General features: G+C 68.1%; 17 protein-coding genes. 1 reads left to right on the top strand and 16 read right to left on the bottom strand.

Annotated features, from left to right (window positions below):
• Positions 1 to 11: 11 nt before the first annotated feature.
• The 12 genes from trbL to G3M57_RS26970 form a co-directional block, all read right to left on the bottom strand.
• A complete protein-coding gene (trbL, locus tag G3M57_RS27025) occupies positions 12 to 1,343 on the bottom strand; it encodes a P-type conjugative transfer protein TrbL (protein WP_163234007.1) in 1,332 nt (443 codons plus the stop codon).
• Between the two features lie 9 nt (positions 1,344 to 1,352).
• Positions 1,353 to 1,586: a hypothetical protein gene (locus G3M57_RS27020; RefSeq protein ID WP_230983874.1), complete on the bottom strand. Its 234-nt coding sequence runs from the start codon at positions 1,584 to 1,586 to the stop codon at positions 1,353 to 1,355.
• Positions 1,583 to 2,311, bottom strand: a complete 729-nt coding sequence (locus G3M57_RS27015) for a TrbJ/VirB5 family protein (RefSeq protein WP_230983875.1) — start codon at positions 2,309 to 2,311, stop codon at positions 1,583 to 1,585. The genes G3M57_RS27020 and G3M57_RS27015 overlap by 4 nt, the downstream gene beginning before the upstream one ends.
• Positions 2,308 to 2,613: a hypothetical protein gene (locus G3M57_RS27010; RefSeq protein ID WP_163234006.1), complete on the bottom strand. Its 306-nt coding sequence runs from the start codon at positions 2,611 to 2,613 to the stop codon at positions 2,308 to 2,310. The genes G3M57_RS27015 and G3M57_RS27010 overlap by 4 nt, the downstream gene beginning before the upstream one ends.
• Entirely contained in the window at positions 2,603 to 5,062 is a 2,460-nt protein-coding gene (gene trbE, locus G3M57_RS27005) for a conjugal transfer protein TrbE (RefSeq protein WP_163234005.1), read from the bottom strand. The genes G3M57_RS27010 and trbE overlap by 11 nt, the downstream gene beginning before the upstream one ends.
• Positions 5,063 to 5,065: 3 nt before the next feature.
• Positions 5,066 to 5,326 (bottom strand): VirB3 family type IV secretion system protein, encoded by a 261-nt coding sequence (locus G3M57_RS27000; protein WP_163234004.1) that lies wholly within the window; start codon positions 5,324 to 5,326, stop codon positions 5,066 to 5,068.
• Positions 5,326 to 5,682: a TrbC/VirB2 family type IV secretion system protein gene (locus tag G3M57_RS26995; protein WP_230983876.1), complete on the bottom strand. Its 357-nt coding sequence runs from the start codon at positions 5,680 to 5,682 to the stop codon at positions 5,326 to 5,328. The genes G3M57_RS27000 and G3M57_RS26995 overlap by 1 nt, the downstream gene beginning before the upstream one ends.
• A gap of 338 nt (positions 5,683 to 6,020) precedes the next feature.
• Positions 6,021 to 6,284 (bottom strand): response regulator transcription factor, encoded by a 264-nt coding sequence (locus G3M57_RS26990; protein ID WP_163234003.1) that lies wholly within the window; start codon positions 6,282 to 6,284, stop codon positions 6,021 to 6,023.
• Between the two features lie 143 nt (positions 6,285 to 6,427).
• A complete protein-coding gene (locus G3M57_RS26985) occupies positions 6,428 to 6,889 on the bottom strand; it encodes a hypothetical protein (protein ID WP_163234002.1) in 462 nt (153 codons plus the stop codon).
• A gap of 47 nt (positions 6,890 to 6,936) precedes the next feature.
• A complete protein-coding gene (locus tag G3M57_RS26980; RefSeq protein WP_163234001.1) occupies positions 6,937 to 7,266 on the bottom strand; it encodes a hypothetical protein in 330 nt (109 codons plus the stop codon).
• Positions 7,267 to 7,278: 12 nt separating this feature from the next.
• Positions 7,279 to 7,833 (bottom strand): response regulator transcription factor, encoded by a 555-nt coding sequence (locus tag G3M57_RS26975; RefSeq protein ID WP_163234000.1) that lies wholly within the window; start codon positions 7,831 to 7,833, stop codon positions 7,279 to 7,281.
• A gap of 140 nt (positions 7,834 to 7,973) precedes the next feature.
• Positions 7,974 to 10,436, bottom strand: coding sequence for a glycosyl hydrolase (locus G3M57_RS26970; protein ID WP_163233999.1), 2,463 nt, complete (start codon positions 10,434 to 10,436; stop codon positions 7,974 to 7,976).
• Between the two features lie 297 nt (positions 10,437 to 10,733).
• Here G3M57_RS26970 and G3M57_RS26965 point away from each other — a divergent pair, with 297 nt between their 5' ends.
• On the top strand, positions 10,734 to 12,656 hold the full coding sequence (locus G3M57_RS26965; RefSeq protein ID WP_163233998.1) for a TolB-like translocation protein: 1,923 nt from the start codon (positions 10,734 to 10,736) through the stop codon (positions 12,654 to 12,656).
• 71 nt (positions 12,657 to 12,727) lie between these two features.
• Here the strand turns inward: G3M57_RS26965 and G3M57_RS26960 are convergent, their stop codons facing one another.
• From G3M57_RS26960 to G3M57_RS26945, 4 genes are all read right to left on the bottom strand, one after another.
• The gene (locus G3M57_RS26960) at positions 12,728 to 14,323 is read right to left on the bottom strand and encodes a tannase/feruloyl esterase family alpha/beta hydrolase (protein WP_163233997.1); all 1,596 of its coding nucleotides are present in this window, start codon (positions 14,321 to 14,323) and stop codon (positions 12,728 to 12,730) included.
• A 160-nt stretch (positions 14,324 to 14,483) separates the two neighbouring features.
• Complete coding sequence (locus tag G3M57_RS26955; RefSeq protein ID WP_230983877.1) at positions 14,484 to 15,224, bottom strand: SDR family NAD(P)-dependent oxidoreductase; 741 nt, start codon at positions 15,222 to 15,224, stop codon at positions 14,484 to 14,486.
• A gap of 153 nt (positions 15,225 to 15,377) precedes the next feature.
• Entirely contained in the window at positions 15,378 to 18,329 is a 2,952-nt protein-coding gene (locus tag G3M57_RS26950) for a TonB-dependent receptor plug domain-containing protein (RefSeq protein WP_163233996.1), read from the bottom strand.
• A gap of 286 nt (positions 18,330 to 18,615) precedes the next feature.
• Entirely contained in the window at positions 18,616 to 20,403 is a 1,788-nt protein-coding gene (locus G3M57_RS26945; RefSeq protein ID WP_163233995.1) for an IlvD/Edd family dehydratase, read from the bottom strand.
• Between the last annotated feature and the right edge of the window lie 105 nt (positions 20,404 to 20,508).

Here is a 20,508-nt window from a genome sequence, read left to right as displayed (position 1 = left end):
ATCTCCGTCTGCTAGGCGTCGTCGGACGGGGGATGGATCGGGGGCATGCCGATGGGCGGGCCGCTGTCGTCCTCGCGCCAGGGGAAGGCTCCGGGGGCGGCCTTGCCGCCGCCGGTCGCTGGCGACCGCCCAGGCGGCGACGGCGAAGAAGACGGGGAGGGCGGCGACGCCGGGTCCGGCCGGGCCGCCGGATCGCCGACCGGCTCGGCCGGTTCCGAGGGCGCGAGCGGCTCGGACGGCGGCGCGGAAAACCAGGTGCGGGCGCGCGAAACCACCGTCTGGGGCGAAGGCCCCGCGGGCGAGGCGGGCCGCGGACCGCCGCCGCCGGGGCCTGGTCCGGCCCCTCCCGATCCGGCTCCGCCGCTCGGGCCACGCCCCGGACCAGCGCCGCGAAGGCCCGCCGCGCCCCTCGCCGCGGCCGCGCCCGCGCCCGCCGCCATGCCCCCGGCGGCCCAGCGGCCGGCCAGGGCCAATCCCCCCGCCGTCGCCGCTAGGCTCACCACGCTGGAGGCGGCCGACCCGGCGCTCAGCTGCGGGCTGCCGGTGATCTGGGCGGCGGCCACGGCGGGGATCTTCAGGGCCAGCATCAGGAAGACGATCGCCGCCACCAGGAGCCCGCAGCTTTCCTGCCAGGTCGGCTCGGGCGAGACGATGTAATTGGTGAACAGGGACTCGCCGATGGACACCACCAGGGCCAGGGCCATCAGCTTGACCCCGACGGCCGGCACGTAGGCGATGGCCCGCTCGGCCAGGAAGGCGGTCTGGGTCAGGATGCCGAACGGCACCATCACGAACGAGATCAGGGTCACCGCGTAGAACTCGATGACCGTGACCACCACCTCCACGCCCAGCAGCACGAAGGCCAGCAGCACGCCGATGATGACGATGGCCGTGACCAGAATGGTGTCGATGTGGGTGAAAAAGCCCACGCCCATGCCTTCGCTGGCCAGCCGGCCGATGTATTTCAGGAGCTCGAAGACGACATCCAGCCCGTCCCAGACGATCTTGGAGGGCGCGTTGAGCAGATCCCCGACGCTCAGGCCCCCGCCGCCGGCCTTCAACCCCAGGGCCACGAAGCCCCTGATCACCGTCAGGGTCAGGGCGTGCCAGCTGGCGATCAGCCAGGCGAAAAAGCCAAAGAGCAGCAGCTTGCGGATCAGGGCTGCCGGCACGTTCTGGTTCTCGTCGATCGCCCACAGCAGCGCCGAAAGCCCCAGGCTGATGACGATCAGGGCCGCGAAGGTCGACTGCACGTCGCCATGGATCAGGCCAAACCCCGCCCCGATCTTGGTGGTGTATTGGGCGATGAACTCGTCCAGCGCGGCGGGGGAAGCGGTCTGCATCGCGCGGGCCTATCGAAGCGGATCGCGTTGGGTGAAGCGCCCGGGCTTGCGCTGGATATAGGCCACCGAGCACGGATCCTTGGTGTCGCGGATGTCGGGATCGGGGCATCGGAGGGGCGTGGCGCCGGCGGTCTTGACGGGCGAGGGGGGCGGTCCGGCGGGCGTCTTCTGTCCGCAGGCCGAAAGGCTCAGCAGCAGCGCGGCGCTTGACGCGGCGGCGAGGGCGGCGCGAGGGATGGTCACGGCAGGACGTCTCCGGAAAAGCGAGGCGCGCTGCGGGTCACCGCCGAATTGCGGCTCCGGTCGGCCTCGCCCTTAGTGACGAGGCCGCGCCGCTCGGCCTCCCAAGTTTGCGCCTGGCGCGCCTGGGTGATGATCAACGCCTGCAACTGGGTCAGTTGGGTCGACAGCGCCGCCAGCAACTGGTTGGTGGCCTGGACGGCGGCGGTCTGGCCCGCGGCGGCCTGCGAGGCGCTGACCGCCGAGACCACGGCCTGGCCGGTCGCGTCCTGGGCCTGGACGATCTGGTTTTGCACCTGCATGGCCTCCTGCAGGGTCTGGCGGCTGGACTGGCTCCAGGCCGCCAGGCGCTGGGCCAGGTCCTGGGCCGACAGGCCCGAGAGGTCGTTCGGATAGAGATCGGCGAAGCCCTGGCTGACACTGGCGGCCTGGTAGCCCAGGCCCTGGGCCTGCCGCAGCAGGGCGGTGGCCTGGCCGGCGATGTCGCGAAGCGGCCCGGTGACGTCCACCCCCAGGCTCTGCAGCATCCGCGTCTGCTGGGCCAACTGGCTCTGCAGGGCCTGGACCTGCGCCAGGCCCTGCTGCACCTGCTTGATCGCCTGGGCCACGGCGGCCGGGTCATAGACGGTCATCTGGGCGCGGGCGGCGCTGGCCCCGCCCGCGACGGCCGTGGCCGTGACCCAGGACAGGCTCCTCACCAGGAGGCGGCGGCGGTCGAGCGCAATCATGGGGCCTCCAGGGGCGAGGACATGGACAGCGGATCTGGATCGGCGTCGGCGGCCAGGCGAATGATGACCGCCGTCAGCCGCCGATGGGCGAGGAAGGCCGCCAGCGTCAGGGCCACGCCGATCGCCAGCAGCGTCGGACTGCGCAGGGCCGGGGCCAGAACCATGGTGATCACCAAACCCGGGGTCAGGGAGAGGACGAAGGCCAGGCGCGCCCATCGCCGTCCGGCGCGCGACAGCGTCGGCGCGCCGGCCTCCGGGATGTCGGCCTCTGCGGCGGGGAGGCCGGCGTGATCAGGCCGCATGCCGGGCCTCCTCGAGGAAATCGCCGACCTCGCCCAGGCCCCGGGCGCGATAGAAGGCCGCCGCGAAGCCCTCGACGCCATGTTCGCGCAGGAGGCGGCTGATCATCGCCTGGTCGGCCGCGCCCGACGCGCCGGCGGCGGCCAGGGCCACGGGTCCCAAGCCCAGCTCGAACAGCCGGTTGCCGGCCGGGCTCTGGTAGTAGTACTCGCGCTTGGGCGCGGCCCCGGCGATGATCTCGATCTGCTGGTCGTTGAGCCCAAAACCGCCATAGGCCTTGGCCAGCAGGGGCGCGCGCGCCTCGGGATTGGGCAGGAAGATCCGGGTCGGGCAGCCCTCCATCAGCGCCGCGGCGATCGGGCTGCCCGAGATGCTCGACAGGCTGAGCGTGCTGAACACCACGCAGACATTGAGCTTGCGCACCGTCCAAAGCCATTCGCGGATCTTCAGGGCGAAGGCCGTCGATTCTAGGAAGCGCCAGGCCTCGTCCAGGACGATCAGGGTCGGCCGGCCGTCGAAGCCCCGCTCCAGGACATGGAAAAGATAGGTCAGCACCGGCCCCAGGGCCGCGGGACTCTCCATCAGCGCCCCCAGCTCAAAGGCTTGCCAGGCCCGGGCGGTCAGCCGTTCCTCGGCCGCGTCCAGCAAATGGCCGTGCGGCCCCTCCAGGGTGAACGGTTTGAGCGCGGCCTTGACGTCGAGGTCCTGGACGGTGGCGGCCAGGACGGTGAGGGTGCGCTGCTCGGCCGGACCGGCCGCCAGGTTGACCAGGGCCTTCCAAAGCTCGTCCTTGACCGCCGGCGTGGTCTCCACGCCCGAGGCGGCCAGCAGGTCCAGGAGCCAGTCCTGGGCCCAGACACGCTCGTCGGACCGATCGATCCGCGCCAACGGCTGGAAAGCCAAGCCGTCGTTCCACGGCCCCAGATCATAGAAGCCCCCGCCGACCAGGAGCGTGGCCGCGCGGCTGCTGCGGCCCTTGTCGAAGATCACCACCCGGGCGTGGGGATAGCGCCGCCATTGCAGGGCCAGCATGTTGAGCAGCACCGACTTGCCCGCGCCGGTCGGCCCAACCACGAAGGCGTGGCCGACATCACCCTGGTGCAGGTCCAGCCGGAACGGGGTGGTGGCGTCGGTGCGCCCATGGATCAGCGGCGGCTGGGCGCCGCTCGCGCCCTGCTTGGCGCATTCGGCGCTGAGGTGGCCGTTGATCCTCGGGCCTGGCCAGATCGCCGAAACCGGCAAGAGGTCGCAGAGATTGAGCGAGGAGACCATCGGCCGGCGCACGTCGGCATAGGCCTGGCCAGGCAGGCTGCCGAGCCAGGCCTCCACGGCGTTGAGGTCCTCGGCCTTGGTGACGAAGCCGGCGCGGTTGATCACCCCCTCGACCAGGCGGACCTTGGCCGCCAGACGGTCCGGATCCGGATCGGTCAGCGTCAGGGTCGGCGTGAAATAGCCCATCGAGGCGGCGTCCCCGCCCAGGATCATCAGGGCCGCGTCGGCGTCATGGGTCTTTTGCAGGGCGTCGGGATCCTCCAGCAGCGAAGGTTCGTGGGTGATGGCTTCCTTGAGGACGGCCAGCAGGCCCTTGCGCTTGGAGAACCAGCGCTTGCGCAAGGTGGTCACCGCGCGCCGAGCGTCTTCCTTGTCGAGGGGCAGGAACCGCGAGACCCAACGATAGGCCAGGCCCAGGCTGTTGAGCTGGTCGAGGATCCCCGGCCAGCTGGCGGACGGATAGGCGCGGACCGAGACGGTGCGCAGGTAGTGACCGCCCAGGCGCGGATGCAGCCCGCCCAGAAAATCGTCGTCGGTGAGGACCGCGTCCAGATAGGCGGGCGGCTCAGGGACCGCGACGCGGTGAGCCTTGGTCGAGACGCAGGCGTGCAGATACGTAAGGGTCTGCTCGTCGTCGAGCGCGCGGACCAGCGGGAAGACGCCCGACAGGATGTCGGCGATCCCCGCCACCGTGGCCAGGAACTCCTCCAGCGCCTGACGATAGAGCGCCCCGGCCCCGCGCCCCTGGGGCAGGTTCTCCACCAGAAGCGCCTCGGCCCGACCGATGGCGTCTTGCGGCGGCAGGTAGGTGAAGGTGGCGAAGTAGCGGCTCTCGAAATGAACGGCCTCGGCCTCGAACGCCGCGCGACGTTCCTCGTCGATCAGGTGACTGACCGGATCGGGAAAGCGGCCGGACGGATAGGACTGCGAGGCCGAGCGGACGGCCTCCACATGCAGGCACCAGCGCGAGCCGAGGCGTCGCAGGGCGTTGTTGAGCTGGGCCCGCGCCGCCATCAGCCCGGCCGAGGTGGCGCTGGCCAGGTCCGGTCCACGAAACTCCAGCGTCCGCTGGAACGACCCGTCCTTGTTGAGAACCACGCCCGGCGCGATCAGCAGGGCCCAGGGCAGGTGATCGCAAAGACGCGAGGCGCGCGTGCGGTACTCGTTGAGAAACAGCATGGCCTAGCCGTCCAGGTGGCCAGGCTGGCGCAGGTGCCGGCGCAGGATGTCGAAGACGTACGGATCGCGCTTGGCCATCCACAGCGCCCCGCCGTAGAGCAGGGCTCCGAGCGGTAGGCCGATCCAGGGCGTCTGCAGGCCCAGGCTCAGCAGCGCCGTCAGGGTGCCGATCAGCACCGCGGCCATGCGCGGCACGCCCGCCAGGGTCACCGGCTCCGACAGCGCGCCGGGCAGATCGATCTCGAAGCCCTCGACGCCGGCCATCAAAAGCCCGCCCCGCCGGTAAAGCCCAAGAAGCCCAGGAAGAAGGTCGAGGCGGAAAACGCGATGCATAGGGCGAACATCACCTGCATGCCCTTGCGCACCCAGGACCCGCCCTCGGAAATGGCCACGCCAAGACCGGTGACGGCGATGGCGATCACCCCGATGGCCTTGGCCACAGGGCCGGTGATGGAGTCGGCGATCGAGGTCAGCCAACCGTCCCAGGGCATGCCGCCCCCCGTGCCGCCCGCCAGGGCCGGACCCGCGGCCAAGCTGGCCAGCAGGCCCAGGGCAAGCCCCCAGCGCAGCGTCCTGGCGCGCCTGGCCGGACCGTCAGGTGATCTTGAACCTCTCGCCATCGCCGTCTCCCAGTTGCGTTCGGGGGACGGTGGCAAGCCGGCGGTAAGGCCACAATTCCGAGGAAATGCGGGCCAGACCTCTGCCGGTGGACGCCTCCAACGGTAGAAACTCGTTGCTGAAGCTTGCAGAGCGATTCCAGCGATCCGCGTTCCTCAACGTAAGACGGGCCGATGCGCCGTGCTTCGCCGAGCTACCCCAGCCGCAGGCAGCCGCCGATGGCTCATGGGCCGTCGCCGATCGCGATGGAGCGTCTAGTGGTCCGCGCCGCCAAGCCGACCCAGAAGCGTCCCGGCGCGCGATCTGCAGCTGGCTCGCTGGAACCGCTCGCCATGCACGCCTACCCCGGGGGCGCACACTCCGACCCTGAGCCCAACGAAAACGGCGGCGACGGCGATTCGACCGCGGGAATTTCTCCCCGCCGCACGGCGATCGAGACGGCCTGCATGCGATTACGGGCGCCCAATCGCTTGTAGGCGTCCGACAAATACTGGTTCACCGTTCGGTAGGACAAGCCCAGGACGAACGCGATCTCGACGGCGGTGTGACCCTCACGCGCCAGCATCAGGCACTGGCGTAGGCGTGGCGATAAGAGATTGCTCAAGAACTCGACTCCTGGCTGGTGTAAAAACCAGCCGGCGCTACGCTTCGTCTACAGCACTCAAGGCACAGGCCGTTCTCAAGCGGCGAACACTCCGGAGGCCGGATCCTCTTCGGAACGCCGGCGACATCATCTCTCAGACCTGATCATTCATGGTCTTCAGGCGGTGGCCCCTCTCCTTGGCCTCCGGGCGCGGGGACCGACGCGGGTGCGACGCGGTCGTGGCGAAACATCGGCGACGACGCCAGGACGAGGGGGACCGCGCCCCAGGCGATCGCCGCCACCGTTCCGTAACTCCACAGCGCCAGGACGGTCAGGTACCCGGCCGCGCCGAGCCTCCCGTGAGCCGCGACAAAGGCCAGGTGTGCGCCGACGGTCAGAACCTGAAAGGCGGCGGCGACGATCGGCCAGCCCTTGCTCGATCGCAAGACCACCCCGACGGCGAGGGCCAGCACGATGGCGTCGATGGCGATGACCAGTCCTTGGGGTCCCACCCAAGGGCGCTCTTCCACCGCCAGCGACGCCATGCAGGCGGCCATGTAGGCGGCGCCCAACACCTTTTCCTCCCAGCCTCCGCGCAGCAGCGCCGCCATGCAGATGATGATCATGGCGATCGCAAAGAGCAGGGGAGACCAGGGGAACACGCCTTGTGCGCTTAGGCCGCGACCTCGAGCGCCCCGGATGGCGCAACGGTTTCGGGCTTATGCAAGACGCCGGCGGCGAAGGTTTCAAACCCGTACTCGTCGCGCAGCGAAGCCAGCCCATCATGCGTGTCCAGCACGCTGCGGCGCGCCCGCTCCAGGGCCGCCAGGGCCTCGGCGGCGCCGCCGATCACCCGCTGACCGGCAATGGCGGGCAACCGGTTGGTGATGCGCGCCTCGCACATGGAGGCGATGAGCTTCGCGGTCTCGCCAAGGGTATGGTCGATGGCGTCCTCAGCCGAAAACAACTGTTTGGCGACGCGAGCTCCGGTCAGGTTCTGCATGGACTTACTCTTTTACTTGGCCTGGGAGGCCTCTGGTTGGTTGCCATGATCGCGCAGCATGCGATCGAACACCTGGTTTAGTCCGTAACCGACGGCGATGGCGCCGAAGGTGACCAAGCTTAGAACCATGGCGGCGATCGCAACGGCGACCAGTCGCCGGGCCGGTGATCCCAAATCCCAAGACAGGCGGCGCGCCGCTTTGGCCCGCCTCTCGACCGCCGACCCGTTCACCCCCGTGGGGGCCAACGCGCCGTCAGCTGCCGGTATGGGATGGCGATGACCGTCACCGGAGACCACGCCAGCTGGCCTCGCAGGCTCGGAGGGAGCCATTGGCGATGATCCAAAGTCGAGATCATCTCGATTCGATGGCCGCGCGTCGCGCGCGGCGATGTAGGCGATCACCGCATCCTTGCGGCCGGCCACCTCGAGCTTTCTGATGATGCTCTGCATGAAGGTGTCGACCGAGGCGGGCCGGATCCCCAGCAAGGGTCCGATTTGCTTTGACGTCAGGTGTCGTGCGGCCAGTTCAAGGATCTGACGTTCCCGCTCGGTGAGACGCTCAATCATGCCCGCCGCGAGACCTACGCCAAGTTTCCACAACCATAGGTCTCTTTTGTCGTATGCCCCACGCGTGATCAAGGGCCGTTTCGGCTCGACTCCTGCGTCGTCACTCGCGTCGGTCCGGCGACCTGCCATGCCGGGGCCGGTCAAGACGGACCCAAGCCACCCGGCGCCCGGCGTCCGCCGCTACGACCTCGCCGCGCCTGGGCGCCGACGATGAACCGAGACGAAACCGCTCCCACCTTCAGGCGCAGCCGGGTGGTCGCGCCCCGGCCTTGCCGGCTGTAGCTCACCTCGGTCGCCGCGCTCACCTCGCCCGTGTGGGGATTCCAGATCTGCGGCCGGATCAGATGGCCGCGCAGTTCCACCATGGCGTCGATCGGCGTGTCGCTGGAATTGCCGAAGAAATAGAGGTCCTTGCCTTCCTTCTGGCGATGGATGTAGCCGAAGACGCCATTGCCTGTGCGCGGCGTGGGGTTGCCCTCGACCGCCACGTCGGGCGCCAGACCGACACGGTCGAGCACCTCGGAAAGCGCCGCCGGGCTCGGCTTGCGGATGAAGACCGCCTTGCCGCCGCGCCGGTTGGCGTGGATCGCGCTGGTCCCGTCGGGCATGGGCGCGGCCGGGTCGATGCCGAACAGGGCGCTGACCAAGGCGCGCACCTCCGCGTCGCGCCCAAATTCCGCGGACTTGGACGGCAGCAGCGAGGTTGCGATCACCACCCCGCCCGCATCGTAGAACGCCTTGATCTTGGCCAGGGCGGCCACCGACAGGACCTCGCCGCCCGGCAGGATCACGGCCTTGTAGGTCTCGCGATTGATCCTGTTGTCGAGGATCAAGGCCCGTGAAGCGATCTTCAGCTTGGCGCTCTTCAGATCATCGGGGTGGATGAAGGTGAAGTCGCGATGGAGGTCGTCGACCAGCATCCCACCGACCGCCTGGTAGTCGGTGTCATCGGAGACATAATCGCCATGCGGCAGCTTGGGCCCGTTGCCGGGGGCCTCGAAGGCGTAGAAGGCCTGAAGCGACTCGATCGGATAGAGGATGGCGATGTCGGCGACATGGCGTCCCCCCTGCAGCAGCATCGAGCTTCGGCCGGCCCAGTTGGCGAAATCCTTGGGGCCGCCGATCGCGCCGTGGGTCAGGAACGGCGTGACCACGAAACGGTTGGCGCCGCGCACATAGAGCTCGATCAGGCGGCGATAGCCCATGGTCGTGCCCGAGGCGCTGAAGACCTCGACCGCCGTCACCGGCAGGTCGCGGGCCGAGGAGACCGAGCTGATCAGCTTGTAGCCGTCGCGTCCGAAGCCAAAGCCGAAGATGGCGTCGGCCAGCGGCACGTCGGTATGGGCGAAGAACTTGAAGGGGTCGCCGTTCATGTCGGTGGGCTGCAGGTCATAGTTGCCCGGCGGGTGGCCCATGGCCTCCAGGCCGTGCTTGCGATCCCACGCCGCCACCCTCTTGGGCACGCCTTCGCCGAGCAATTCAGCGCGCGCCTTGAAGAAGCCCACGCGGGCGGCCTGGGTGTCGGGGCCGATATCGCCCCAGAGCGCGCCATAATAGGGCTGGGGATCGCGACCGGTGATCGCCTTGAAGCGCGCGCCGATGCCGGCCGACCAGGTGTTCTCGAACGAATAGACGCCCACGTCGTCGAAGAAGGTGGCGGTGATGACCGAGCCCACATAGGGCTTGAAGGCCCGATACATCCGCTCGTAGCTGTTATCGATGAACCAATCGACGGCTGCCGGATCGAGAGGATCGATCGAGACGGCCGGATCACTGGCGATGCCGCTGGGCTTGGCCCGCGTCAGGGAGAAGGCCTCGATCGTCCAGTCGCCCGCCGGCGCGACCCAGCTCAGGCGCCCCGACGCCACGTGCGCGCTCAGATCGACGACCTGGCCGGAGGCGGCGTTGCGCGCGGTGACGGCCTGAACGGCGCCGTCGACGGGCACATTCAAGCCTTGGCCGCCGACCACCGGAAAACTGGCCCGGCTGAGCACCTTGCGCTGAAGCGCGAGCGGCGTGGTGTGATCGACGATCCCGCTGGGGAACCCGGCCTCGTCGTAATAGACGGCGAACCGGCCGTTCTGGCGCGCGACCTCGAGCGTCTTGGTCACGATGTCGATATATTCGGGCGTCCAGAACCCAGGGCCCTTGGACTTGGCCGGGCTCGGCTGGGACGCGTTCGGCTGGGGCGGAAACGTCACGCCAAGATCGGTGAGGAATGACCCCAGGATCGCTTCACCCGGCAGGGCCTTGGGCAGCCACTGGGACGCGCCGGGCGGATACTGATCAAGCCGTCCCACCGGCCGCATGGCCTCCTTGTAGTCCGGGGGCAGCTTGGGCATTTCCCGGGCGGGATCGCGCGACGGGCTGAACATGAAGCTCCCGTAGTCGCCATCGACCAAGGCGCGGCGGACCTTCTCCACCGCGCCGTCGGGAATGACCGTGTCGCTCAAGGTCGCGATCGGACGGTAGGCCGCCGGCGGCGCCGCGAACATCCGCGGGGTCACGACCCTGCTCTCGGACGCCGTTTGCGCCCTGGCTTCGGTCCCCAGGCCACTGCCGGCAACGCCCGCCAGGATCAGGGCTAGAAGTCTGTTGGGCATTGCGCGCCTCCCGTTGCGGACCAGCGCCTTGAGAGAGCTTAGGCGCCTGAAGACGGATCGCCCCGAAGCGTCCGGCGCGCTCCTGGACTGGAGAGCTTTGAGCCGTCGCGCGCGCCGCCGCGCGACGATGTCGAGGCCGTCCCTCCGTTCGACCGCTGTAGAACATCATCGCCCGGAAGGGATCAAGATTATAAGCAGGATGGATTGTCTTTTATTTTCTTTGCTGGAAAATCGCGCGACTGGCGACGCGCCGTCCAGGCCAGACCAGAGCGAAAAGCCCTAAAGGGAGGACCCAAGATGCCAAAGCGCCACCGGCCCGCGCCGATAACGGTTTCACGGACCTTGGCCAGGCTGGCCGGCGCGGCCTTGATCGGCCTAGCCCCCTCGCTGGCCGCGGCCGCCGACGTCAAACCGCCGTTCATCCCGATCCAGAAGCGCTATCTGGCCCTTCCCGAGGGCATGCAACCCTTCTACCCGACCTATTTCGACGACAGTCGCCAGCTGCTGTTCCTGAACCAGGCCGACGGCGGCTTCTGGATCATCCGCGAAGACGGGTCGGACCTGAAATGCGTCACCTGCGGCTTTACGGATCAGCCGGCGACCCGCAGCGCCTTCACCTACGCCTTTCCTGACGGCAAGCGGCTTCTGATCACCGCCGGGCTCGCGCCGCCGATCGACGAGGGGCCCAAGGCCAATGGCTTCGTGCTCGAATGCGCGCCGAGCCTGAGGGCGTGTGAGACGCACCGGTATCTTCCCATAGACGCCAGCCCGTCACGCGGCGCGTTTCCAGTCCTGCAGCGCCGCACCTGGCACCTGGCGCCTGACGGCCAGCACATCGGCTGGATGGAAGTCCGGGCCGACGGGACAGTCATGGTGGTCGCTCGGCTCGAACGGAGAGCCGACAAGTACGTCGCGGCCGATCCCCGGGCGATCAATCCCGCCGGACCAAGCTCGAACTCGGATTCGGATCCGGACCGTTGGGAGAACCTCACCCAGCTCTATGAACTCAAGAGCTTCACGCCCGATGGCCGGGGCGCCATCGCCGTCGCCCTGCCCAATCACAACATCGACATGCTCCGCATCGACCTGGAGACCGGCAAGACCGTCAGGTTGACGGGCCACCCAGACTGGGACGAGGACGGTTCGCTGTCGCCCGACGAAGCGTCGCTGGTGTCCTATTCCTGGCGGGGTCGACACCGGATGGACGCCTTCGCCTGGATTCCGCAGATCCGCGGCTATGGCGGCCTCATGCTCGGCGCGGCCATCGCGCCCTACTACGTGTCGACCTGGGAAGGGTTTCAGTGCGACCTCTCGCCCTGGCTGCTGCCGGCGCGCGGCGACGACGGGGGACGGATGATGGGCCAGCCCATCGACGTCTACGCCGACGATCTCACCGCCGCCGGCCACCAACTGGGCCCTCAGAACTGGAGCCAGGACAGCACCACCCTGATCCTGCAGGAACGCTCGCGCAGCCGGCAAAAGGCCAGCCCCAACCGCATCGCGCTGGCGCACCTGGATCGAGCGCCGACCGCGCCCAAGCCGGTCGTGTCGACCGTGATCGGCGACTGGGCCCCGGCCGCGGGCCTCTATCGAGGCCCCCATGCCGAGGATCGGACCGCGATCGTGCGCGGCCGGGCCGGCGGCCAGGCGATACTGAAGCTGACCGGCAAGCTTGGCGGGGGAGGCGCGGCCACGTCCGTGGTCTTCGACCGCTTCACCGACGATGGCGAAACCTTCGTCAGCGGCGCGATGTCCCAGACCTCCGATGTCGCCGGCGAGGGCGAGAAGCGCGGATGGACGCTCAAGTCCGACCTGGCCGTCAGCGGACGCCACAGCGGCCGGATGCTCATGGACCTGCGGGTCGACAACGCCGCAAGGCCGCTGCCCGCCTTGAGCGGAACCCTCAGCGCGATCTATGACGGCCGAACGGCACCGCCGCTACCGCCGCTGGGCGCGTGCTATGACACCCAGCCCAAGCCCACGCCGCTGCGCCTGGACTTGGCGCGCGCCGGCGGGGCGGTGCGCGCCAAGGTCACCGCCGACATCGGCGGCGATGTTCGCCCGGTCATGAACGCCACGCTTCGCGTCGGGACGCGGGTCGTCAAGACCAATGCCCGCGGCGAAGCCAAGCTGGCCGCGCCCGACACCGGCGAGATCGAGGTGATCGCCACGGCCGGGGACACCTTCCTGCCGGCCCGCGCCCGCTTCTCCCGCCCCTAACGCGGGCGCATGAAGCTGTCTTCAGCCTCGCGCGGGCTCACGCCGCGCGAGGCTGAAGGTGTCATGACCGGTCAGCGGCAGACGAAACTGCTGGCCTCGTTCGGCGAGCCCTTGCCCTCGTAGTGGGCGACCTTGGGATAGGCGCACAGCGGACGGGTCATCAGCGGCGGGGCTGGAACGCCCGCGAGGCTGAGCAGGAAGTTCACCGGCTTCTCCGCCTTGATCTGGTCGGGCGCCTTGCCGCTCTCAACCCAGCGGTCCAGTTCGCCGACGAAGTCCGCCGTCGTCAGGCCCTTGCCGTCAAAGCAGTGGCCCATGCCCGGCGCCATGAACAGCTGCGCGCTGTCGGCCTGTCCGCCAAGCTGCTTTCGCGCTTTGTCGAAATAGCCGATCGTGCCGGACGGCGGCACCGCCTGATCGTCCCAGCCCTGATACATCAGGAGCTTGCCGCCTGAGCGGGCGAAGGGGCGCAGGTTGGTGTCGGTCGCGTCCAGCACGTGGCTGAGTTTGTGCATCGCGGCCGCCCAATCCTTGTCGAGCTGGAACGACGCCATCGTCCATTTGGGGTTACCGTAGACGAAACTGCCGAAGAAGCCGGGCGCGGACTGGCCGCCCGTAGAGTTCGACTTGGTCCACCATTCGTTCCAGAGATATTCGCTGCCGGCCGAGATGCCCGGACTGACCTGGCGGCCGTCGCGGGTGCGGCTGCCCTTATACAGTTGCTGAACCGTCGCCACCTCGGCCGGATTCAGGCAGGACTTTGCATCCTCGCCGGGCTTGCAGGCGATCACCGCCGGATCAAAACGGCACGACAGGGGATCGCTGACCAGGCCATCCTTCAAGCCGTCGCTGGCGTCGCATTGCACCAGGACGGCCTCGTGAAGCGCGGTCATCTTGGGCGTCAGGCTGTCGGGCGGCAGTTTCTCGATCAGGGCGCGATAGTTCGCAAAGCCGGTCAAAAGCGACACGATGCTGTTGGCAGGCGCCCCCGCGATAATCCCGTCATAGGCGTCGGGAGACCGTTGAGCCAGCATCAGGGCGTCGCGGCCGCCGTTGGAGCAGCCCTGGAAATAGGATCGTTTGGCCGGCTCGCTGTAATAACGCACGATCAGCGCCTTGGCGATCTGCGTCCCCAGCTGGTTGGCGCGATAGCCATAGTCGACGATACGCTCGGGCTGGTTGAGCGCCCAGAGCGCCTGGTCGTCGTTGTCGTGGCCGGAGTCGGTCGCCATCACCACGTAACCATCGCCCGCCGGCTTGGGGAAGGTCAGGGGCGCGGTGACCAGGCCGCCGCTGAAGCCGCTGCCGCCAAGGCCGAGCATCTTGTGGTTCCACCGCCCCGGCAGCCAGATTTCCACGGAAATCTTCGAAGTCGGGGCCGGCGAGATCGTCGCGCGAACCTGGCAAAAGGCGTCGCGGGCCGGCAGGCCCACCGGCGCCATCTTGGTGTCTTGGGCGACAAATTTCGCGCTCGTGATCCGGGCGCCGGCGACCTCGGTCTCCACGAGGGCCGCGCAGCGCTCGGCGTCGTCCGCCGCCGCCACGCGGACGGGACCCGCAGAGGGGGAGGGGGCGTTGGCGGCGGGGTTGCCCAGCGGCGCGCAGCCGCCCGCCAGCAACACCGCCATGACCAGGCCCGAGGCCTGCAACTTGCGTTTGTCGATCATTTCAAAACCCTTCTCCGCCGGCGCCCAGGCGCCGAATACCGTTCTCGCGACGCCGCCGTCGGCGCTCGCCCTCTCCACCCCGTCCACTCCAGACGTTCATGGATTTTGTTCGCCCCCGCCGGCCTTGCCCCGCCATGCCGGACCGCACTAGGACGTCGCATCACTGGGGATCCTTCAGGCCCTGGACGAGGAAGCCGCCGTCGACCACCAGCGTATGGCCGGTGATGAAGCTGGCCTCGTCGGAGAGCAGGAAGCAGGCCGCCGCCGCCACCTCATCAGGTTGTCCGAACCGGTCCAGGGCCATGCGGTCGATCCATTCGCGTCGGATCGTGTCGGTGTAGAAGCCGGCCACCAGGGGCGTCTCGATCGGACCCGGCGCGACCACGTTGACGCGAACCCCGCGCGCGCCCAACTCGACGGCCATGACCTTGGACAGGTGGATCATGCCGGCCTTGGCCGCGCCGTAGCCGCAGCGCTGGGCGTTGCCCGTCATGCCCGACACACTGCCGACATTCACGATCGCGCCGCGGCCTGCCGCCGCCATGACCTTGGCCGCGGCCTGTCCCACGATGAAGGTTCCGCGCAGATTGATCGCGACCAGATCATCGAAGACCGACAGCGGGGTTTCCAGGAACGGCGCCGTCTTGGCCAGCCCCGCGCAATGGACCAGGCCATCGAGCCGTCCATGCGCTTCCAGGACGTGGTCGATTACCGTCTGCACGGCGCTGGGATCGGTGACGTCCATCGCCAGGGTTTCGACGGGCGAGCCAGGCTTGGCGCGCAGGTCGCCGATCGTCACGCGCGCGCCGAGCCTGTCCAGGCGCCGCGCCACCGCCGCGCCGATGCCGGACGCGCCGCCCGTGACCAGGACAACCTTGCCCTCCATACCGGCCTTATTCATCACCCATCTCCAACGGATCGCCGCGGCCGCTCTCGAGGTCCACGCAACGCCCCGGCGCGCACGGAACGGGCGCTGCTCATCGTCACCCAAAAAGAAAAGGCGTCGGCAGCTGGAGGCTTACCGACGCCGAGTTCACCTAGATCCTGACGATCGTCAGAAGCGGCCGGTCAGCTGGAACGAGTAGGTCCGCCCCAAGGGCAGGCCGTACTTGGGGTTCCAGGCGCCGTCGATCTGGCTGGCGAAGAAGTCGGGATAGTCGTCGAAGAGGTTGGTGACCGCGAACTGGGCGCGCCAGCTCTTGAGCCCCATGGTCGGCTCCTTCAGAGTCCCGTTGTAGCCGAGGGTGAGATCGAACTCGGTGTGCGGCGACAGGGTCTTCGTCGGAAGCGGCTGGAAATTGACGTCCAGCATTCCCGGAGCCTTCATCGACGACACATAGCGCGCCATCAGCGTCGTATCGAAGTTCTTCCAGTTCGCCGAGACGCTGGCGGTGCCCTTCCACTTGAAGCCGCCATAGGTCTGCGACAGATCGCCGGTGACGTTGGTCGCCGCCTGACCCGGTTGGGCCTTGATGTCGTTCTTGAGCTGACGGGAGACGGCCAGTTGGCCGTTGAGCCACACCTCGCCGACATTTCGCGTGTACTTGGCGCTGACGTCGTAGCCGGTCTTGATGACCGAACCGAGGTTTTGCAGTCGGCTGTCGAGCACGACATTGACCCGGCAGAAGTCGTTCTTCAGGGAACTGGCCTGGGAGAACTGCCCGCCGCCGGACACGAAGTCGTAGTTGAGGTTCTGGATCAGGGCGGCGAGCTTGGGATCGGCGCTGGCCAGGTTGGCGTTGTTGCAGGTCGAGGGGTTGTTGATCGGGATGATGTAATCGCCCCAACCACGGTAGTTGCCGCCGTTGGCCGGGACGTCGGCGGGCGTGGCGGCCAGATAGATCAGCGCGCCCGGGAACACGATCTGGTTCTTGTAGCTGATCGACCAGTAGGTGGCCGTCAGATCGAACCCGCCCCGCTGCCAACGACCGCTCACCGACCAGTTTTCCGAGGTCTCTGGCTTCAGATCGGCGTTGGAGCCGAGCAGGAGCGCGGCGTTGGTCAGGCCGAACGGCCCGAAGATGCCCGCGGGCAGCACGCCGTTGACGATACGCGGATCATAGTTGGGCAGGCCCGGGAACAGGGTGCCGGAGGTGACCGCGTTGGTGTTGGCGTCGGTCACCGTCGGCGCCCGGAACGAGGTGCCCCAGCTTCCGGAGAAGCGCAGTTCGTCGTTCACTTCCCAGGTCACGCCGATCCGGGGGTTGGTCGTGTCGCCGGCGTCGGCGTAGTCGTCATAGCGCGCGGCCAGGGACGCGGTCAGCGACCTGACCCATGGCACCGACTGCTGCTCCCCGATCAGCGGGACATAGAGCTCGCCGAACAGCGACTTGATGCTGCGCTCGTAGGCGGAGTTGTCGTAGGTGTTGAGCACCTTGGTCGTATTGGCCACGCCGCTGGTGGAGCTGTTGCGGTTGGCGCTTTCCTCGACCCGGTACTCCCCGCCCACGGCCGCCTTGACCTTGCCGGCCGGCAGGCTGAACAGCGGGCCGTCGAACTTGACCAGGGTATCCTTCAGGGTCGAGCGGCTCTCAAATCGGCTGGCGCCATAGACCGCGGCGATCTGGGACGAGGTCAGCGGGGCCGAGCTCAGCGGATTGATCGCGCCGGACGCGACCTGGGCGGCAAAGGCCTGGGTGTTGATCGACCCGGTCACGCAGCTGTCGCACTGGGTGTTGCGCCCGTAGTTGAAGTAGGCCTCCCCGCGCCAGTCGCCGCCGACATCGCCTCTCAGGCCGACCGCTCCGCCGAACGACTCGCTGGTCGCCGCGAAGGTCCGCATCACCCCGTCCTTGAGGGTGCTGTACTGCACCTGCTGGTTGGCCGGCAGGCCGGGGATGAAGAACGGCGTGCCCAGGAGGGAAAGGCGGGTGGTGGACGGCGCCGATCGCGAGGTGGTGTCGCGATGGGTGTAGCTGCCGTCGGCGAACAGTTCGAGGCGGTCGGTGAGCTCTTGCTTGAAGCGGACCGCGACCTGGTCGCGGATCTGCTTGCCCGTATAGTCGGTATAGTCGGCGTTATCCGACAGATTGGGATTGTTGAGCGCCAGGCTGGCGGCCGTGATCCCGACCCCGTTTCCGGACGGAACGCCCCAGTAGGTGAAGTTCACCGCGCCCGGAATGGTCGGATTGACCGCATTGCCCTGGCTGATGATGTTGGGCGAGAACCCGACACTGGCCGAATCCTTGTCGATCCGCAGGTCCGGACCGCCCTGCGAGCGCAGGTCACGGCGCAGACGGTCGATCTTGCCCGACGAGAAGGCGTCACGGTCCTGGTGTTCATAGGTGACGATCAGGCTGCCAGCGCCCAGGCCGCCGAGGCTTTCCCAGCCCTTGCCGCCCACGATGGAGGCATCGTATTCGGTCCCGCCGGACTGGTTGCCGACCCGCCCGGAAACCTCCAGCCCGTTGAAGTTCTTGCGCAGAACGAAGTTGATGACGCCCGCCACGGCGTCCGATCCGTAAAGCGCCGAGGCGCCGTCCGGCAGCACCTCCACGCGCTCAAGAGCCGCGAGCGGGACCTGGTTGGCTTCGGTCGTGGTGGAGACCGCGCCCGACCCGATGGGTCGACGGCCGTCGACCAGGATCAGGGTCGCGGCCGAACCCAGGCCGCGCAGATTGAGGGTTTCGGTCTGCGACCCGTTGTAGCCCTGGTGGGCGGTGCCGCCCTGGAAGCCGACATTGTCGCCGACGCTCATCTGGATCTGGGGGAGGCGTCGCACGACATCGGCCACGTTGGAAACGCCCATCTTGAGCGCTTCGTCACGGCCGATCACCACAGCTTCGCTGCCGACCGGCTTGACGCCGCTGATATTGGTGCCGACGACGATGACCTCTTCGACGACGCTCTTGTCCTTATCCTTATCCTTGTCCTTGCCCTTCTCGGTCGACGCGGACTTTTCCTCGGCGGTCGCGGATTTCTCCTGCGCGAACGTCGTGACAGGCGCGGCCAGAACGGCCAGCGCGGCGCCGCAGAGCAGCCCACGGGTTAGCGTGTTGCGGATCATATATCCCTCCCCAAGCCGGCGCTTTGCGCCGGTCCTCCCTGTTGCTTGTCGGCGGATCTCTTTCCAGTCCGCCGTGACCAAAACATTGCGGCGCCGTAATTAATCAGTCAAGTCTGATTGTATTTTCCAGCGCGCGTTACGCGATACCGAAACGGCGCGGAAATCCCAGCCGCCATTGGGGTCGGCGGCAATCGCGGCGGCGAGGTCGGCAGCGGTCGTGGACAGGGCCGTGCGCCCCGCCGATGAGGAAGGGGCACGGCTGGACTGGCGGCCTGATCGCGCTGGGTCAGTGATTGTGGCGCGGAACGCCGACGGTCTGGGCCAGGCGCTGGTGCTTGACGGCCGGCTCGAGCACCGCGCCGGTCTGCAACTGGCCGATCCAGGCGCGCTGCAGCTCCTGCCAGGGGCTTTGGCTTGCTGGCGCGACGTAACCGCCGGCGGCCTCGAACTCCAGGCGCCGGGCCGCCCATTCCTCGGCCGGGACCAAGGCGTTGGCCGCGCCCGTCTTCAGGTCGATTCGGACGCGATCGCCGTTGCGCAGCAACGCCAGGCCGCCGCCGGCCGCGGCCTCCGGCGAGGCGTTGAGGATCGAGGGCGAGCCGGACGTGCCCGACTGGCGCCCGTCGCCCATGCAGGGGAGCGCGGCCACGCCCCGCTCCAGCAGATAGGCCGGGGGCCGCATGTTCACCACCTCCGCCGCGCCGGGATAGCCCAGCGGGCCGGTTCCGCGCATGACCAGGATGGTGTGTTCGTTGACGCCCAGGGCAGGATCGTCGATCAGGCGGTGATATTCCTCGGGCCCGTCGAACACCACCACGGGCCCTTCGAAGGCCTCCGGATCGTCGGGGTTGCTGAGATAACGCGCCCGGAAGTCGGGGCTGATCACGCTCAGTTTCATGATCGCCGAATCGAAGAGGTTGCCCTTCAGCACCGAAAAGCCGGCGGCCGCCTTCAGAGGACGGTCGAAGGGGCGGATGACATCCTCGTCGAGGATCTTCGCGGCCTGACAGTTTTCCCCGATCGACTTGCCGTTGGCGGTCAGGGCGCCGGCGTCGAGCAAGCCCGCGCGCAGCAATTCGCCGACGACGGCCGGCACGCCGCCGGCCCGGAAATAGTCCTCGCCCAGATATTGGCCGGCCGGTTGCAGATTGACCATCAGCGGCACGTCGCGGCCGTGGGCCTGCCAGTCGTCCAGGCTCAGGTCCACGCCCATGTGGCGCGCCAGGGCGATCAGGTGGATCGGCGCATTGCTCGAGCCGCCGATCGCCGAATTGACGACGATGGCGTTGAGGAACGCCTGGCGAGTGAGGATGTCGGAGGGCTTGCGGTCAGCCTGCACCATCTCGACGATGGCCTTGCCGGTGCGCCAGGCGCATTCGGCCCGGTCGCGGTGCGGCGCGGGTATGGCGGCCGAGCCGGGCAGGGACATGCCCAGGGCCTCGGTCAGCGAGTTCATGGTCGTGGCCGTGCCCATGGTGTTGCAGTAGCCAGTCGACGGCGCGGAGCTGGCCACCAGCTTGATGAACCCCTCCTCGTCGATCTCGCCGGCGGCCAGCAATTCCCGGGCCTTCCAGGCGATGGTGCCGGAACCCGTCCGCTGGCCCTCATGCCAGCCGTTGAGCATCGGACCGACGGAAAGCGCGATCGCGGGAATGTTCATCGTCGCAGCGGCCATCAGGCAGGCGGGGGTGGTCTTGTCACAACCGATCGTCAGCACCACCCCGTCGATCGGATAGCCCAGCAGCACCTCGACCAGACCCATATAGGCCAGATTGCGATCAAGCCCCGCGGTGGGGCGCTTGGCCGTCTCCTGAATCGGGTGGACCGGAAACTCGAAAGGGATGCCGCCCGCCTCGATGATCCCGGCCCGCACGCGGTCGGCGAGGACCATGTGGTGGCGATTGCACGGCGACAGGTCCGAACCGGTCTGGGCGATGCCGATCACGGGGCGGCCCGAGCGCAGTTCCTCCAGCGAGATGCCGTAGTTCATGAACCAGCCCAGATAGAGGGAGGTGTTGTCCGGATTCTTCAGATCATTAAACCAGCGCTGAGAGCGAAAAGACCGGTCAGACATCACCCCACCTCACTCGGATCGGGACAGGCCGCCCCGGCAATCATCAGATGATTGTAGAATCCGACTTTCAGTCTGACCAGCCTGTTTTCGCGGGCGGCAGGCGGC

The organism is Caulobacter rhizosphaerae, assembly GCF_010977555.1.
Taxonomy (GTDB): Bacteria; Pseudomonadota; Alphaproteobacteria; order Caulobacterales; family Caulobacteraceae; genus Caulobacter; species Caulobacter rhizosphaerae.
This window is presented reverse-complemented; position numbering and strand designations above follow the sequence as displayed.